The sequence below is a fragment of the Paenibacillus glycanilyticus NBRC 16618 genome, assembly GCF_004000805.1.
In the GTDB taxonomy this organism is placed as follows: domain Bacteria; phylum Bacillota; class Bacilli; order Paenibacillales; family Paenibacillaceae; genus Pristimantibacillus; species Pristimantibacillus glycanilyticus.
The window spans coordinates 26644-42314 of the sequence record NZ_BILY01000013.1 but is presented as its reverse complement, the minus strand read 5'-3'; the positions used below and the strand labels follow the sequence as shown (position 1 = coordinate 42314).

The 15671-nt window shown below is 49.0% G+C and carries 12 protein-coding genes; 11 read left to right on the top strand and 1 reads right to left on the bottom strand.

Annotated features, from left to right (window positions below; all coding sequences use genetic code 11):
• Positions 1-2: 2 nt before the first annotated feature.
• From PGL01S_RS12545 to PGL01S_RS12515, 7 genes are all read left to right on the top strand, one after another.
• On the top strand, positions 3-1700 hold the full coding sequence (locus PGL01S_RS12545; protein WP_127494978.1) for a response regulator transcription factor: 1698 nt from the start codon (positions 3-5) through the stop codon (positions 1698-1700).
• 32 nt (positions 1701-1732) lie between these two features.
• Positions 1733-2254 (top strand): ATP-binding protein, encoded by a 522-nt coding sequence (locus PGL01S_RS12540; protein WP_244935576.1) that lies wholly within the window; start codon positions 1733-1735, stop codon positions 2252-2254.
• A 217-nt stretch (positions 2255-2471) separates the two neighbouring features.
• Complete coding sequence (locus tag PGL01S_RS12535; RefSeq protein WP_127494977.1) at positions 2472-3125, top strand: peroxiredoxin-like family protein; 654 nt, start codon at positions 2472-2474, stop codon at positions 3123-3125.
• A 118-nt stretch (positions 3126-3243) separates the two neighbouring features.
• Complete coding sequence (locus PGL01S_RS12530; protein WP_116393811.1) at positions 3244-4074, top strand: vWA domain-containing protein; 831 nt, start codon at positions 3244-3246, stop codon at positions 4072-4074.
• Positions 4075-4085: 11 nt separating this feature from the next.
• Entirely contained in the window at positions 4086-4859 is a 774-nt protein-coding gene (locus PGL01S_RS12525) for a protein phosphatase 2C domain-containing protein (protein WP_127494976.1), read from the top strand.
• 5 nt (positions 4860-4864) lie between these two features.
• Positions 4865-7066: a protein kinase family protein gene (locus tag PGL01S_RS12520; RefSeq protein WP_127494975.1), complete on the top strand. Its 2202-nt coding sequence runs from the start codon at positions 4865-4867 to the stop codon at positions 7064-7066.
• A gap of 222 nt (positions 7067-7288) precedes the next feature.
• Positions 7289-8266, top strand: coding sequence for an aldo/keto reductase (locus PGL01S_RS12515; RefSeq protein WP_164775451.1), 978 nt, complete (start codon positions 7289-7291; stop codon positions 8264-8266).
• A 77-nt stretch (positions 8267-8343) separates the two neighbouring features.
• Here the strand turns inward: PGL01S_RS12515 and PGL01S_RS12510 are convergent, their stop codons facing one another.
• A complete protein-coding gene (locus PGL01S_RS12510; RefSeq protein WP_127494973.1) occupies positions 8344-8772 on the bottom strand; it encodes an NUDIX hydrolase in 429 nt (142 codons plus the stop codon).
• Between the two features lie 123 nt (positions 8773-8895).
• On the opposite strand from PGL01S_RS12510, the gene PGL01S_RS12505 reads away from it, so the two are divergent.
• From PGL01S_RS12505 to PGL01S_RS12490, 4 genes are all read left to right on the top strand, one after another.
• Complete coding sequence (locus PGL01S_RS12505; RefSeq protein ID WP_127494972.1) at positions 8896-11766, top strand: family 78 glycoside hydrolase catalytic domain; 2871 nt, start codon at positions 8896-8898, stop codon at positions 11764-11766.
• A 336-nt stretch (positions 11767-12102) separates the two neighbouring features.
• The gene (locus tag PGL01S_RS12500) at positions 12103-13032 is read left to right on the top strand and encodes an ABC transporter permease (RefSeq protein ID WP_373864158.1); all 930 of its coding nucleotides are present in this window, start codon (positions 12103-12105) and stop codon (positions 13030-13032) included.
• A gap of 34 nt (positions 13033-13066) precedes the next feature.
• Positions 13067-13975, top strand: a complete 909-nt coding sequence (locus PGL01S_RS12495; RefSeq protein WP_116393804.1) for a carbohydrate ABC transporter permease — start codon at positions 13067-13069, stop codon at positions 13973-13975.
• A gap of 42 nt (positions 13976-14017) precedes the next feature.
• On the top strand, positions 14018-15655 hold the full coding sequence (locus PGL01S_RS12490) for an extracellular solute-binding protein (protein WP_127494970.1): 1638 nt from the start codon (positions 14018-14020) through the stop codon (positions 15653-15655).
• Positions 15656-15671: the final 16 nt, after the last annotated feature.

Here is a 15671-nt window from a genome sequence, read left to right as displayed (position 1 = left end):
CCATGTTAAGACTTTTGATTGTAGATAACGAGGAAATTATAGTTAATCATTTATTTGAGGTATTTAGAGGGATGGACCACTTATCGCTTGACGTGTATAAGGCATATAGCGGTGAAGAAGCGATAGAGTGGCTGCATCGCACCCGTATGGATATTGTGTTGACGGATATCGATATGCCGAATATTAACGGGCTGCAACTGATGGATGAAATATTTAAGCAGTGGCCGCAATGCAAAATCATCTTTTTAACGGGTCACAGCGAGTTTAGCTATATCTATAAAGCGATCCAGCATCCCGATGTAAGCTATATTCTGAAATTGGAGGATATCGATAAGATCATACAAGTTGTTGAGGAGACGGTGTTTAAAATCCGTAAGGAAATCAAAACCGGTGATCTCATCAGAGAAGCCAAAGAAAAAATTCACATCGCATTGGAACTGTTTCAGGAAGGTTATCTGCTTAACTTATTAAAGGGGAGCTCCATGGTAAAGGCAACGAAGGAGCAATTTGACCAGCTTTCTCTGCCCATTACGGATGAAGCCCCGGTTATCCTTGTTGTAGGTAAATTAGATGATCTATCGCTCCAAGACGATAACTATTTAGAGAAAATACAGCAAATTTACTCTGTTCGACAAATGATCAAGCGGTATCTTACCACTAATTTGAAATGCGTCATCATTTTAGACGATCATTTTAGATTTACGATCCTTATACAACCGAAGGAAAACGTAAACCCGGCTACGGAAGATTATGTCCATACGTTACACTATATAAAGGGAATGCTTGAGTCCGTCCAGCAAAGCTGCCAGGATAAGCTCAATCATTCTATCAGCTTTACCGTTGGCAGTAAACCGACGACATGGAATGATATCTCGCAGCAATATCATGCCTTGCATTCCCTTTTGAATTACCGAATTGGAACAGAGAATACGGTATTATTAGTAGATGATGAAGTGCCCTCGACTGCTGCAGCGGAGAATAAAGCGGAATGCTCTAACGATGAGGAATTTGAAGCAGAGCAAAAATTACTGTCACTTACAACTACCAATTTGTTTACTTTCATAGAGCAATATTTAGAATCAGGGCTGAAGGATAAGTATTTTGAAGAGCTGGAGCAAATTTTGCTGCCTTTAAGCTTGATAAAAAATAAAAATAATCTGGTTGCCCAGCAAGTGTATTGCTCTATTTCAATGTGCTTATTGTCTTATATGAATCGTTGGGGATTGCGTGACAAGGTAATCAGCAAAATAGGTGAAATCCGGTTTGTTAATACGGTTAGTTTTTGTAGTTGGGCCGATGCAGTCACTTATATAAGAAAGCTTTCCGTATGCGTTTTTGAACTTCAAAAGCTAGAGCAAAAAAGAAGGGCTGATAATGTAATCTCGTTTATTCAAAATTTTATAGTTTCACATCTCGGTGAGGATTTGTCTCTTGTTCGATTATCCGAGCAAGTGTATTTAAACCCCTCATATTTATCAAGAATATTTAAGCAAGAAACGAAAAAGAATTTAACGGAATTCATTGATGCAGCCAGAATTCAAAGAGCCAAAGAATTGTTAGTGAATGAAAACATTAAAATACATGAGATTGCCAGACAAGTAGGTTATGAATCAGCTACCTCCTTTACAAGGTTCTTCAAAAGCTCAACAGGCTGCTCACCGCAAGAATATAGAGATTCATACGTGATGAGGGTTAAGTGAGCGAATTACATTTGCGTAAAGGTGGACTATATATGGGCAATGAACAAAACTTTCTAATGGAGAAAAAAATACCGCTATTCATTGTGACAGGCTCAAGCGGTTCCGGAAAAACTTATGTTATCGATGAGCTTCGAAAAATATTACCTCATTTCAATATTTTTGATATCGATAATCTCCGCGAAGTCGGCATTACTGACGAACAACAAATAAGAAACGTATGGCTTAGGGTTGCACGAAATACTGCTGAAAGTGGACGGATGACAATAATATGTGGAACAGCAATGCCATGGGATATTAAAAAGTGTGTGGATTACCCTTATTTTAAACATGTATATTATCTAAATTTACACTGTGATGATGAAACTCGTGAAATACGATTACGTGCAAGAAACTGGCCGGAAGAAATGATTCAGGACTATAAGGAATTTGCAAAATGGTTAGTTGATCATGCAGATAAAGAATATAGCCCACCAATGCCTATTGTCGATACTACGGTTGCCGAAGTAGCTGTTGTAGCAGCTCAAATTAAAGAATGGGTACTTCAATACGCATAATCTTAGATAAAATATGTATTTGTAGTCGTAAGCTGCAGCAGATCGGAAGATCAGCTGCAGCTTTGTTTTGTTGAAGTAAAGGGCCCAGCTGCGTGGAGAACGCCGGCGAGAACTGTGTCGCAGGTTCTTTTAGTGTTATTTCAGTCTTAGATTAAAATAGGAGGAAAGAACTTCCTTGAATGGTTATATGAACAAAACATAAAAGGAGTGTTGTACAATGGCGGTTCAAGATGAATTGGATCAAGCGAAGGAAGGCTTTATCGCCAAAGCACCTGAAGAGGTGTACTCGCAGGTTTTTCGGCATATTAAGGAGCAACAGGGTTCTGGTATTGTTTTCGGTTTAAAGGAAGGGAACAAAGCTCCTGATTTTACGCTAACCAATCCGCTCGATGAGCAAGTGAACCTATATGACGAGCTTGCGAAGGGACCGGTTGTTCTAACCTTCTATCGCGGCAGCTGGTGTCCGTTCTGCAATATTCAGCTTCGGGCTTACCAACAATCGCTGCCGGATATGGAGAAGCTTGGCGGCCGGCTCATTGCTGTATCTTTGCAAAGCCCGGACAATTCGTTGTCGCATAAAGAGAAGGAGAATCTGACTATCCAGGTACTGAGTGATTTGAACGGCCGAGTCGCTGAAAGTTACCGTGTTTTGTATGAATTGCCCGATTACCTACAGGACGCCTTCTCGAATTTCGGTTTGGATCTGACCGTGTTCAACAAAACCGATCGCTGGATTTTGCCGCTTGCAGCGACGTTTGTTATAGATAAAGAAGGGATAATCCGCCGTGCGTACGTCAATCCGGATTTCATGAAACGAATGGAGCCTCAGGAAATTATCGACGAATTGAAAAAACTCCAAGTAGAACCATGAAAGATCAGCAACATCGTAGATTTTGAATGATGCAAGAGTCCTTATTAATGATTTATTGTCAATATCTTGTCCCTTTTCGAATAGGTATAACTATGTATCTATTAGGAGGGGTGAGCGCATGTATTCAGCTGAAATCAGCCGTTCGAATCCATCGTGTATCTTGTTTATTATCGACCAATCCGGGTCGATGTCCGATCCGTTTGGGGCAAGCACGAAGTCCGAGAGCGTTTCGGACGCCATCAACCGGTTATTGCAAAATCTCGTTATCAAGTGCGCGAAGTCGGAAGGGATACGCGATTACTATCATGTTGGCGTAATTGGCTACGGCGCCGGTGTAGGTCCGGCGTTCGGAGGTGTTTTAGCGGGGAAAGAAGTGGTGCCGATTAGCGAAATTGCCGATAACCCTTCAAAGCTGGATAAGCGGTTGAAAAAAGTGCCGGATGGGGCAGGCGGACTGGTTGATCAGCTCGTCAAGTTTCCGGTCTGGTTTGAGCCCGTTGCAAACGGAGGCACGCCGATGTGCGAAGCGATGAGAACGGCTCAAACCGTTCTGACTCAATGGATCAGCGAGTACACGCATTGTTTTCCGCCGGTTGTCATTCATATCACGGATGGGGAATCGACCGACGGCGATCCTACACTTGAAATGGAACAAATTAGAGCACTCTCGACCGATGACGGAAATGTCCTGCTATTCAACCTGCACATATCCGATAGTCCAAGTGCGGTGGAGCTCCGCTTTCCGGAAACCGCGGACGCGCTGCCCGACGCGTATTCCAGGATGCTTTACGAAGGCTCAAGTTCGCTGACGCCTTTTATGATCCGAGTCGCCAATCAGGAATACGACTTGAATCTTTCTGATGGAGCCAGAGGTTTTGTCCTCAATGCGGATTTGACTCTCGTGATCCAGGCGCTTGATATCGGAACGCGTCCGGCCAATCTGCGATAGAGCTTAAAGCTATGCGAATCGAAAGCGAATGTTTTCTATTGCCGAAGGCAGGAAATCGCACCGATGAATACGAGGATGCCTCCCATAGCAGCACGCATGTTCACAAGGAGACGACATGCTGTAGATTCGCCATAGCCGATGGGGCAAGCGAGTCCTCGTTTGCTGAACTATGGGCGAGATTGCTCGTAAAGGGTTATTGCCTTGGCAGATTGGGAGATAACCAGATCCATAGATCAGTCTCCCCATTATCGAAAGCCTGGCAGAAAAAAACCAGCGGCAAAAGCCTTCCCTGGTATGCGCAAGAGAAGCTCAGCAGCGGGGCGTTTTCCACATTAGCGGGGATTACGTTCCGATTCGCGGTGGATGCGGAGTCCGCGGCATTTGACGCGATTGCGGTCGGCGACAGCTGTATTTTTCATGTTCGAGAGGATACGATGATCGCTTCCTTTCCTTTAAGCACAACCGATGATTTCGGGAGTCGTCCGGTTCTCATCTCGAGTAACGCGGCCAATAACGTCCAGCTTCATGCGTTTGTTCGCAAATGGAGCGGTACCGCGGAAGCGGGAGACGAGTTCTGGTTGATGACCGATGCCCTAGCCTGCTGGCTGCTCACTCGATACAAGGAAGATAGCAGCGTAATAAGCATCATACAAAAGCTGGCCGGCGAGCGCGACTTTAACACTCTCGTGCATGAAGAAAGACGGCGGCCTCATCGTGAAGGCTGTTTCTATCTTAGAAATGATGATGTTACGTTCATTCGTCTAAAACTGGTTAAAGGGAAGTGAGGCTATTGTTCTGGCCCACTCCGCAGGATTATAGGGAAGCCATCCAAAATCCGCGTATCTGCTTCAAGGACCCGGATCTGCAGGCTGGCCTTCCTGAATTGGATAAGCTCGGCCTCCCCCGTCCGATATCGGGAAGCTTCGCCAGCGTGTACAAACTGAATTGTGGCGAAAGAGAGTGGGCGGTCAGGTGCTTCACTAACAATGTGAAGGATCAGAAGATCCGCTACGATGCCATCAGCTTGCATTTACGCTCCAATCCTCTTCCTTATCTCGTCCCATTCGAATATCTTTCCGAAGGCATCAACATTAACGGCCAGTGGTTTCCGATCGTAAAAATGCAGTGGGTGGAAGGAGAGTCGCTGCTCGATTACATGGAGCGGAACCTGCATCGTGCCGACCTGCTGCAGGAGCTCTCCGATAAATGGATAATAATGACCCGCGAGTTGAGCTTGGCCAATATCGGGCATGGCGATTTGCAGCATGGAAATATATTGATCCACAATAATGAAATCATAATGATCGATTACGACGGGATGTATGTCCCCGCTTTAAACGGCATGCCAAGCAACGAGCTTGGTCATCGAAACTACCAGCACCCGGGAAGGAATGAAGGACATTTCGGCCCCTATATCGATCACTTTTCGGCATGGGTGATTTGGATATCGATCGAAGCTGTTCGTTCCGATCCCTCATTATGGCATTCGCTTGAAGCGGGTGAGGCGGAGGAAAGCCTTCTTTTTCGGCGGAATGACTTTGTTAGTCCGGATGTTTCACGGGCGTTCGAATTACTGACGATGGTTGAGGAAGAAGCGGTACGCAAGTCAGCAAACGCTCTCCGCGTTTTCGCGGCCATGGAAGTGCCGGAGGTGCCTAGACTCTCGGTTCCTGATCAGGGAGAGAAGGATATGCAGCCTTCAAGCCTCCATATCTCATCCACCTCCAAAAATAGGGCTTTTAAGAATTCACTAATTGTCTTGTATGATCGGTTCTTGAAGCGAATGCCAAGGAAGGCTGCCGTCATATCGCCGCCGGAAACCTCGTATTCCGGCGGGACGTCCTGGGTGTTGGACCATATTACGTTGGACAGGGCGCCGCGCAAGAAGCGATCAACGTATTTGCTTTTGCGGGACAGCTTCGTTTCTTACCTGATTTTACTCGCGGCAGCGCTAGCCGCGGCTGCTTTGTACGGCAGTGCCCCGGTTGCAGCGCTACTCTTCTGTTCGATTATAGGTTTTGGAACGGAGATGGCCTTTTTAAGCTGGCGTTACGGAAAGGTTCCCGCCGTCCGGGAAAAGAGAGAAACGCGCGAAAACATAAAAAGGCTGGAGCTTGTCCTGTCCGAACTGAGAAGCGAATTGAAGGAATTAAACGATAACAAGCAAAGCTTTAGTCAAATGGAAGAGGAATCGATCTACGATTGCGTACAAAAGCTCGAGGAAGCCGCTTATCGGGAAAGGCATGAAAAGGAAGCGGTGGAGAAGGAGCTTCATATTCATTTAAACGGGTTATTTGGCGAAAGACGGAACATTGACCATGAGGAAAAAACGGAGTTGTCCGGCAAATTGGCCTCGTTCCAAAAAACATGGCTGGAAGAGCAAATAACGAAACATAAGATAAGCCAGGAAAAAATTCCGGAAATCGACGATGAAATGAAACGCCGTTTAAGAACGAACGGAATTCGAACGCCGGCCGATTTCATGGACATTACGATCAATCAGTCCTATGGCCGCAAACAAATCGATAGGGCCTATTTGATTTTAAAAAACGGCGGTTCCGTTCATGTAGGCATGAGCCGGTCTCAAGCGAAGGCGCTGGTCGACTGGAAAAGAAAAATCGAACGCAAGTACCGGACTAAAATTCCTGCAGTTCTTCCTCACAGTGAAATCTCTGCCATAGCGTTAAAGTATAAGGGTCGAAAGTCAAAATTAACCGATACGGAACAAACGTATAAAACCGAAGCACAGGAAAAATTAGATTTGATCAAGCAGGCCCATCATCCTGAGCTGGCTTCCTTAACGAGTGAATTGGAGGCTGCCAGAACCCGGCTTAAGAGCGAGCTTCATCTCTTTGATAGGCAGATCGATGAACGAAGTAAACGCCATTCAGACAAACTGGAGGAATATCGCGATCTAAACAAACGACTGGCATCCTATACGGATGTTCATTTTTTAAGGTACGTAAAGCAAATATTCCTGTTTCGAGGGTAAACTTCCATTATCCCGAGTTAGCAACCCCTTCCGGTAGCCCGGAAGGGGTTTTTTATTGCGGTTTAAAGCCAATTGTCTTCATATTGATGTCGCAATCCCACAGTATCCTGGAGTAACTAAGTAAATAATTTTTCACTTCTTATTCCGCAAAATCTCTAATGTTATAATGAATGGAATCATATGTTATATCAAATATTCATATTTCACTTAGAGGTGATAGTCATGGAATACCGTGTACTAGGACGATCCGGATTGAAGGTAAGCGAGATTAGCTTGGGCTGCTGGGCAATTGGCGGGCCATCGTGGCGGGACGGTGAACCCGTTGGCTGGTCGGGCAATGATGACAACGAGTCTCTTGCCGGCTTGCGCAGAGCGCATGAGCTAGGCATTAACCATTTGGATACAGCGGATGTATACGGCAACGGCCATTCGGAGCGGGTAATCGGACAGTTCCTGAAGGATGTTCCCCGCGACTCCGTCGTTGTAGCCTCCAAGGTAGGATGGTTCAGAGGAACCGCACCTAACGCGATGCAGCCGGTGCATATCCGCCACCAGCTGGAACAGACGCTTACGAATCTCGGAACGGATCATGTGGATCTCTATTATTTCCATAATACGAACTTTGGCCCGGAAGACCGCTATCTGGAGGAAGCAGCCGATACGATGCGCGAGCTTCAGAAGGAAGGCAAGGTTCGCGTCATTGGCCAATCGGCATACAGCTATGCCGATTTTATGCGGGTATGTCCGGTAACTCGTCCGGATGTGCTGCAGTTCCATTACAACGCCTTCGGCAATGAATTTGATCGGGAGAATACCAATCTATTCCGCTGGGCGGAAGAGCAAAATCTAGGCATGGTCTTATTCGGACCGCTTGCTCAAGGTTTGCTGCTGGATAAATTCGATCCGGAGCATCCTCCAAAGTTTGGGGAAGGGGATATCCGTTCAACGAATCAATCCTATTCCAAGGAACGCTTGCTCGAGATCCGCAGACAGCTTCAGCCTCTTAAAGAGCATTTTGGCGAAAGCACGCAGGATCTGGTTAGAGCAGCTATTCAATTTGCGTTGGCACAATCTCCAAATGCATGCGTCATTCCCGGCTTCAAAAATATCCGTCAGGTGGAATCCAACGCGTTGGCGGCGGGAGAGCCGCTGACAACGCAGGAAGTGGGGCTCATCCGGCAAGCCCTTGGCAGAAAATAAGAAACAAAATAAAGCTCCCTCTAATGCCAGCATGAGCTGGATGCGAAGGAGCTTTGTTTTTTAACCAGAGGATTCTCTTAAATCCATTGCCTAGGGCCAATGGTATGGAAGAGAGACTTGCGGTTTGAATCTAGCGCATGAAGAATCCGGTTGCTGGTAAAATCGCTAATTGGCCGAGGGAGATCAGCGGGATCGCAATAGCGGCATTCCAGTATTTCCGGAGAGCTTGGCACGGGATGCTGGTCGCCATGAATATCCGCCAAGAAGACAAAGTGGTGCATATCATAAGCCGGATCGTAATAGATCCCCGTTAACGCGCCAATCTCGACCGTCAGCCCGGTCTCCTCAACCACTTCTCTTGCGGCAGTCTGCTGTGCCGATTCGTTAGCTTCCGATTTGCCTCCCGGCAGATCCCAATTGTTCTTGCCATAACTATGCTTGACCAGCAGCACCTTGCCTTCGGTATTTGTAATAATCGCTGCGGCGCCCATTAGCTTGTCCGACAAACCTATTCCTCCTTGGTAGTTAAGGTATGAGCTCTATTCCTTTAACGCCAATAACTGGAATTAAGTTGCGGTGAAGACAAGGCAGTCAGAAAATGCTTTCAATAGGACGAGGAGGAAAAGACGATGAAGGAAACGGCTTGGAAGGCTCGATGGATTTGGGGAGGGGAGGAGGAAAGCCCTCGCAACGAATGGCGCTGCTTCCGTTCAACGTTTGACGTGCCGGGGGAGGGAGCATCCGATACGCAGCTGCGAATTAGTGCGGATTCGAGATACGTTGCTTATGTGAACGGGGTGCAAGTCGGCAGAGGTCCGGTCCGTTCTTGGCCGGAGGAGCAGTTTTACGATACCTATTCCATCGGTCATTTACTTCAGTCGGGCGGAAGGAACACGATTGCCGTTCTTGTGCTGCATTTTGGCGTAACCAACTTCTATTATTTGCGGGGGAAGGGCGGTCTTCTCGCGGAAATCGCTTCAGGCGCTGACGTGCTGGCAGCGACGGATACGTCCTGGAAGACGGAGAAGCTGAGAGGCCATCATACCGCGGCTCCCCGGATGTCGTGTCAGCAAGGCTTTGCGGAAATTTACGATGCGAGGGAATCGGATGGCGATTGGACGGAGACAGCCTACGACGATTCTTCTTGGTTACAGGCTTCACACGTTGCTGAAGTCGGGGAAGGGCCGTGGAAGAAGCTGATTCCCCGCGATATCCCGTTCCTGACGGAAGAGAAGCTGTATCCTTCCCGCATTGAGTCCCTCCAGCGGGTCAAGCCGCCTGCCTGGACGGCAGCTATTGATCTTCGTAACGCAATGGTTCCCGGTTCGGTGGAGCATGCCAATCCTATTCAATATATGGGCTACATGGCAACGACGCTTTCGCTTGCTGAAGCCGGCCAGGTAACGGTTGGCATCTTGCAATCCCGCGGCGAGAAGCTCTGGATCGACGGACAACGGATTGAGAAGAGTTACGGCAACGATCCGGAGCGTTACTACGAGGTAGAGCTGGAAGCCGGCGAGCATTTTCTTCTGCTTGATATTACCCAAGGGGATCATGGGGGGGCTTACCACGTAGCGATCCATTCGGAGCGGAAGTTCTCGCTTCATTCTCTCGATCCGGCCGGGGAGACGCCGTGGCTGCTAATTGGACCTTTTGACGATACGGAATACGTCGATACGAGGGAAAACAGGCAGATTGACAGGAATGAGCCTAACTATATAAAAGCAGCAGGAGCCGCTTCAATGGAGGAGCTTGCTGCCGTTCAGTCTTGGATCCGCCCTCTGGAAGGCGTTTATTATACCGAACAGGACGTATTTGGCTCCAATGTATGGCGTCCGGAAGCCGAGCGGTATGCGATGCCTTCCGGTCTTAATGCCTGCCTGACGGCAGCGCGGGAATATGCGGTAATCCCTCGCTTCCAAGACGGAGATACCGAGCTCGTCATTGATCTCGGCAAGCAGCGGACCGGCTTTTTCGGCTTCAAGCTTGAGGCTCCGGCTGGGACGGTTGTGGATGTATACGGCCTTGAATACTTAAAAGCCGATTTCCGCCAGCATACGTTTGGTCTCGATAATACGTTCAGATACGTTTGCCGGGAAGGCCGGCAGCAATACGAATCGCCGGTCCGGCGCGGGTTCCGTTACGCGGTGCTGACCATTAGAGGAGCGGCAGGGCCTGTTAATCTGCATGAGGTCTATATGGTGCAGAGCACTTATCCGGTTGCGGAAGCCGGAACATTCCATAGCTCCGACCCGCTGCTGAACGACATCTGGGCGATCAGCCAGCACACGACCCGGAACTGCATGGAGGATACGTTTGTAGACTGTCCTTCTTACGAGCAGACTTACTGGGTGGGAGACAGCCGAAACGAGGCATTGGTTAACTATTATGTTTTTGGCGAGCTGGATATCGTGAAACGCTGCTTGCGTCTTGTCCCGGGCTCGAAGGACAGATCCCCGCTCTATATGGATCAGGTGCCAAGCGGCTGGACAAGCGTTATTCCGAACTGGACGTTCTTCTGGGTGCTCGCGACGATGGAATATGTGGAGCATACGGGAGACAAGGCTTTTGCCGCCGAGATGTGGCCCCATGTCCGCTTTACGCTCGAGCATTATTTGACCCATATCAATGCGGATGGGCTGCTCGACATGCGGGGCTGGAACCTGCTCGACTGGGCGCCGATTGACCAGCCGAACGAAGGGATTGTCACCCATCAGAATCTGTTCCTGACGAAGACGCTCCGGCAGGCGGCACAAATGTCCGTCGAAGCAGGGAAAGCGGATGAAGGAGCTTCTTTTGCCGAAGCGGCCGGATTATTGGAGCAAGCCATAAATGACCGTTTATGGGATGAGGAGCGGGGAGCTTACCTCGATTGCATTCATGCGGACGGACGGCGCTCGGACATCTATAGCATGCAGACGCAGGTCGTTGCTCTATTGTGCGGCATCGCTCAAGGGGAGCGCAGAGCAAAGCTGGAATCCTATCTTCTTCAGCCCCCGGCTTCGTTTGTGCAGATCGGCAGTCCGTTTATGTCGTTCTTCTACTATGAAGCGCTGGAAGCGATGCGGCATATCCCCGCCATGCTTGACGATATCCGCCGCAATTACGGCTTGATGATCGCAAACGATGCAACGACATGCTGGGAGATGTACCCGAATTTTACGGAAAATCGTGCCAATGCCGATCTGCTTACCCGCAGCCATTGTCATGCGTGGTCTGCTGGCCCGGCTTATTTCCTGGGACGCAACGTGCTTGGAGTCAAACGGCTGGACAGCGGCTGGAGCAAAGTGAGGATCGAGCCGGCTCCATGCGATTTGAAATGGGCAAGAGGCGCAGTACCGCTTCCAAACGGAGGAACCATCGAGGTGGACTGGAGCATCGCGGATGACGCCATGTCCCTTCGAATTTCGGCTCCGGAAGAGATTGAGCTTGATGTTCAGCTGCCTGAAGCCTTAACAGGGAATGTTTCCATTGTCAGAACGAAAAAGCTGCCCTTATAATAGGGAAAGCCGGGTCCTTGTTGACCCGGCTTTTCTTTGTCTTCGGATAGATTCGAATATGTCAATTTTGACAAGGACAGGCTGGGCGCCTAATCCCGCTGCGAAAACAACATATTGTCCGATTGTCTGTAGAGATTGTCATCATCGCTACGGCCTTGCCGGGTGGTGCTTTTCACGTTCACGAAAACGACATATTTACGTTGGCCGACTCCATGCTCTATCCTCGGAAGTAAGCGCTGACAAGGACAAGCAAACGTTCCTTCGCGGCGAGAGCACTTGAACCTATTTGGAAGAGGTGATCCGATGCAAGATTCGAAGGCTGCCGCAACGGGCAGCATGGCGCTACGATCCGGGACTTCGACCAAGCGGCTCGGAAGAAGGATCGTGCAGAACTGGGAATTGTACCTTTTTGTTGCACCGGCTTTTTTCTACTTTCTTATCTTTTGTTACCTGCCGATGTACGGCGTCCAGATCGCGTTCAAATCGTTTATCCCGACCAAAGGAATAATGGGAAGTCCTTGGGTTGGACTGGACCATTTTGACCGGTTCTTCCATTCCTATTATTTCTGGGACTTGATCTGGAATACGCTGAGCGTCAGTCTCTATGATCTAGCGATTGGCTTTCCGATTCCGATCATACTGGCGCTGGCCTTTAATGAAGTACGCAACGGCTTTTTCAAAAAGATGGCCCAGACGGTCACCTACGCACCTCACTTTATATCGGTTGTCGTCATGGCCGGGATGATCATATCCTTCCTGTCGCCGTCTACCGGAATTCTGGTTCATGTCATTCAATGGCTTGGCTTTGGCACGCCGGAATTTCTTACCGATCCCAAATGGTTCAAGACAATGTACGTATTCTCGAATGTGTGGCAGAGCGCGGGCTGGGGGACGATCATTTATCTGGCCGCCTTATCCGGCGTGGATCCCGGGCTTCATGAAGCAGCAATTATCGACGGGGCTTCGCGGTTCCAGCGCATTCGCCACATTAATATACCCGTCTTGGTTCCGACGATGACCATTTTGCTTATTTTGAACATGGGGAGCTTGTTCGGGGTTGGGTTCGAAAAGATCCTGCTGCTCCAGAATCCGCTTAATATGGAGTCTTCCGACGTCATCGCTACCTTCGTCTACCGTTCCGGTCTGGAGAATGCCCAATACAGCTTCTCGGCAGCGGTTGGCCTGTTTAATTCCGTCATAAACGCCATTCTGCTGATAGCCGTAAATCAGATTGTTCGCAGGACGAGCGAGAACAGCTTGTGGTAAAGTGAAAGCTTACGAAGAAGGAGGCTGGAGACGCATGTTCCATGGCATTAAAGAGAGCAGGGGCGATAAACTATTTCTCGCTTGCAATTACTTGTACGTTTTTCTCGCCTTTCTGATCGTTTTCTATCCGCTGGTGTATATGATCAGCGCATCCATCAGCGATCCGAAGGCCGTAGCTTCGGGAGAGATGTGGCTGTGGCCGAAAGGCATTACGTTAGAAGGCTACAAGATGGTGTTCAAGAACACCAATATCTGGATTGGCTACGAAAATACCATCATCTATACGGTAGTTGGGACGGCGATCAACTTGTTCGTGACGCTGCCCGCAGCTTACGCGCTAAGCCGCAGAGATTTCGTCGGGAGAAACTTCTTCATGGGCATGTTTATGGTTACCATGTTCTTCAGCGGCGGTCTGATCCCAACTTATCTCCTCGTGAAGGAACTAGGCATGATGAATTCGATGTGGGCGATCGTTCTTCCGTCCGCCGCGTCCATCTGGAATATAATCGTATCCCGCACCTTTTTTCAAAGCTCCATTCCGAAGGAGCTGCAGGAAGCCGCGCAGATTGACGGCTGCTCGAATATGCGGCTGTTTTTCAGAATCATACTGCCGCTCTCGCTGCCGATCATCGCCGTAATGGCGTTGTTTTACGGGGTAGGCAACTGGAACAGTTATTTCTCGGCGCTGATTTATCTGAACGAGGCCGGAAAGTATCCGCTGCAGCTTGTCTTGCGTCAAATCCTGGTTCTTCAGGAGATGGGAGCGCAAGGGGGAGGCGCGATCGACATCTCTTCGGCAACGGCCATGAACAGCAAGGCGGAGATTGCGGCGCTCGTCAAATATGCCGTTATTATCGTCGCTACCATTCCGGTTATCGTGATTTATCCATTCTTGCAGCGTTATTTCGTTCAGGGTGTAATGATCGGTTCCGTTAAGGGCTGATCTTCCCATATCAATCAACTAATAAAAGGGAGTGTGTATTGCATGAACAGGATTTCCAGGGCATCATCCGTTATTCTCAGCGTTACCATGTTAGCCAGCATGCTGGCTGCCTGCAGTTCTTCGGGCGAGAACAACAATTCCGCTTCGCCATCCTCTTCTGCAAATTCTTCTTCACCCGAGGCTTCTACCGATAGCGGCGTAAAAAAAGACGGCTTTCCTATCGTAGACAAGCCAATCACTCTTAAGATGATGTCGCAGGACGTGGGCAAAGCAGACTGGAACACCATGCCGGCGTTAAAGGAAATGGAAAAGCTGACGAATATCAAGTTCACCTATCAATTGACGCCGCTGGACAGCTTCTCCACGAAGAAGAACCTCGTATTCGCGAGCGGAGACCTGCCGGATGTCCTCTACGCTCCGGATTTGACGCCGGCTGAACAGGTGACGTACGGAACCCAAGGCGTGCTTATTCCGCTCGAGAAGTATATTGACGAGGGCTACGCGCCGAATCTCAAGAAAATTTTCGACGAGCATCCGGACATCCGCAAATCGTTTACGACGCCTGACGGACATATGTATGCTCTTCCGTATATCGATCTGTCGGCGATCTGGTACCGCAGTCCGATGTGGTACAACGGCAAATTCCTCAAGGCGTTAAACGTAACGGAACTGCCGAAGACGACGGAGGAGCTGTACAGCTTTCTGAAGCGGGTGAGGGACGAGGATCCGAACGGGAACGGGAAGAAGGACGAAATCCCGCTCACTTCCGTGAAGCTGGACGATCTGCGCATGTTCTTCTTTGGATTCTGGGGCATGTATGACGAGACGATCTATGCCGATAAGGATGGCAAGGTTCACTATTCGCCGCAAGAGGAAGGCTATAAGGGTTACCTGACGTTCATGAATCGTTTGTGGAACGAGAACCTGCTGGATCACGAGACCTTCTCGCAAACCTCCGACCAGAAAAAAGCGAAAGGCCAGAATAACCAGATCGCCTTGTTTAACGACTATTTCCCTTACTTCACGCTTGGAGGCGAGCCTAGCGGGGATAATCCGCTTATGACGCCGGTCAGCAGCGAAATCGCGGGAACGCCGGTCTATGGCATGCATCCGGGCATCTCCGCGAACGGAACGTTTGCCATTACGAGCAAGGATCCGAATCCGGAGGCGACCATGCGCTGGGTTGACTATCAATACAGCTACGAAGGCGCAACGCTTATGAACCAAGGACCTGAAGGCATGCTCTGGAAGTACAAGAACAAGGATACGCACGAGAAGGAATGGGTCGAGCTTCCGAACGGCCAGGATCGCGAAGATTTCCGCGGCACGCTTACGCCAAACTTCGGGATCTTAACGCCGGGTATCAAAATTAACGAACTAACGAATGGTCTTACGACCGAATTCGATAATTGGATTCAAAAGGAAAGCGAAGAAAAGCTGAAGCCAATCGGCAAGGCTCCGTTCCCTAACGTCTATCTGACCAATGACGAGCAAAGCGAAATTACGTCCTTGCTGTCCGATCTGGACACTTACGTTCAGCAGATGGAAGCGAAGTTCGTAACAGGACAAGAGCCGATGTCGGGCTGGGACAAGTATCTGGCGCAGGTTAAAAAAATGGGCGGAGACCGTATAGCGGAAGTATACCAAGGCGCGTACGACCGCTGGAAGTCGGGCAAGTAACGGGAATAAGCCAACG

Bases quoted from the DNA above. Each gene is read 5' to 3' on its own strand.
- PGL01S_RS12505 (WP_127494972.1), top strand. From the start codon at position 8,896: ATGAAGGAAACGGCTTGGAAGGCTCGATGGATTTGGGGAGGGGAGGAG.
- PGL01S_RS12515 (WP_164775451.1), top strand. From the start codon at position 7,289: ATGGAATACCGTGTACTAGGACGATCCGGATTGAAGGTAAGCGAGATT.
- PGL01S_RS12525 (WP_127494976.1), top strand. From the start codon at position 4,086: ATGCGAATCGAAAGCGAATGTTTTCTATTGCCGAAGGCAGGAAATCGC.
- PGL01S_RS12495 (WP_116393804.1), top strand. From the start codon at position 13,067: ATGTTCCATGGCATTAAAGAGAGCAGGGGCGATAAACTATTTCTCGCT.
- PGL01S_RS12545 (WP_127494978.1), top strand. From the start codon at position 3: ATGTTAAGACTTTTGATTGTAGATAACGAGGAAATTATAGTTAATCAT.
- PGL01S_RS12530 (WP_116393811.1), top strand. From the start codon at position 3,244: ATGTATTCAGCTGAAATCAGCCGTTCGAATCCATCGTGTATCTTGTTT.
- PGL01S_RS12500 (WP_373864158.1), top strand. From the start codon at position 12,103: ATGGCGCTACGATCCGGGACTTCGACCAAGCGGCTCGGAAGAAGGATC.
- PGL01S_RS12535 (WP_127494977.1), top strand. From the start codon at position 2,472: ATGGCGGTTCAAGATGAATTGGATCAAGCGAAGGAAGGCTTTATCGCC.
- PGL01S_RS12490 (WP_127494970.1), top strand. From the start codon at position 14,018: ATGAACAGGATTTCCAGGGCATCATCCGTTATTCTCAGCGTTACCATG.
- PGL01S_RS12540 (WP_244935576.1), top strand. From the start codon at position 1,733: ATGGGCAATGAACAAAACTTTCTAATGGAGAAAAAAATACCGCTATTC.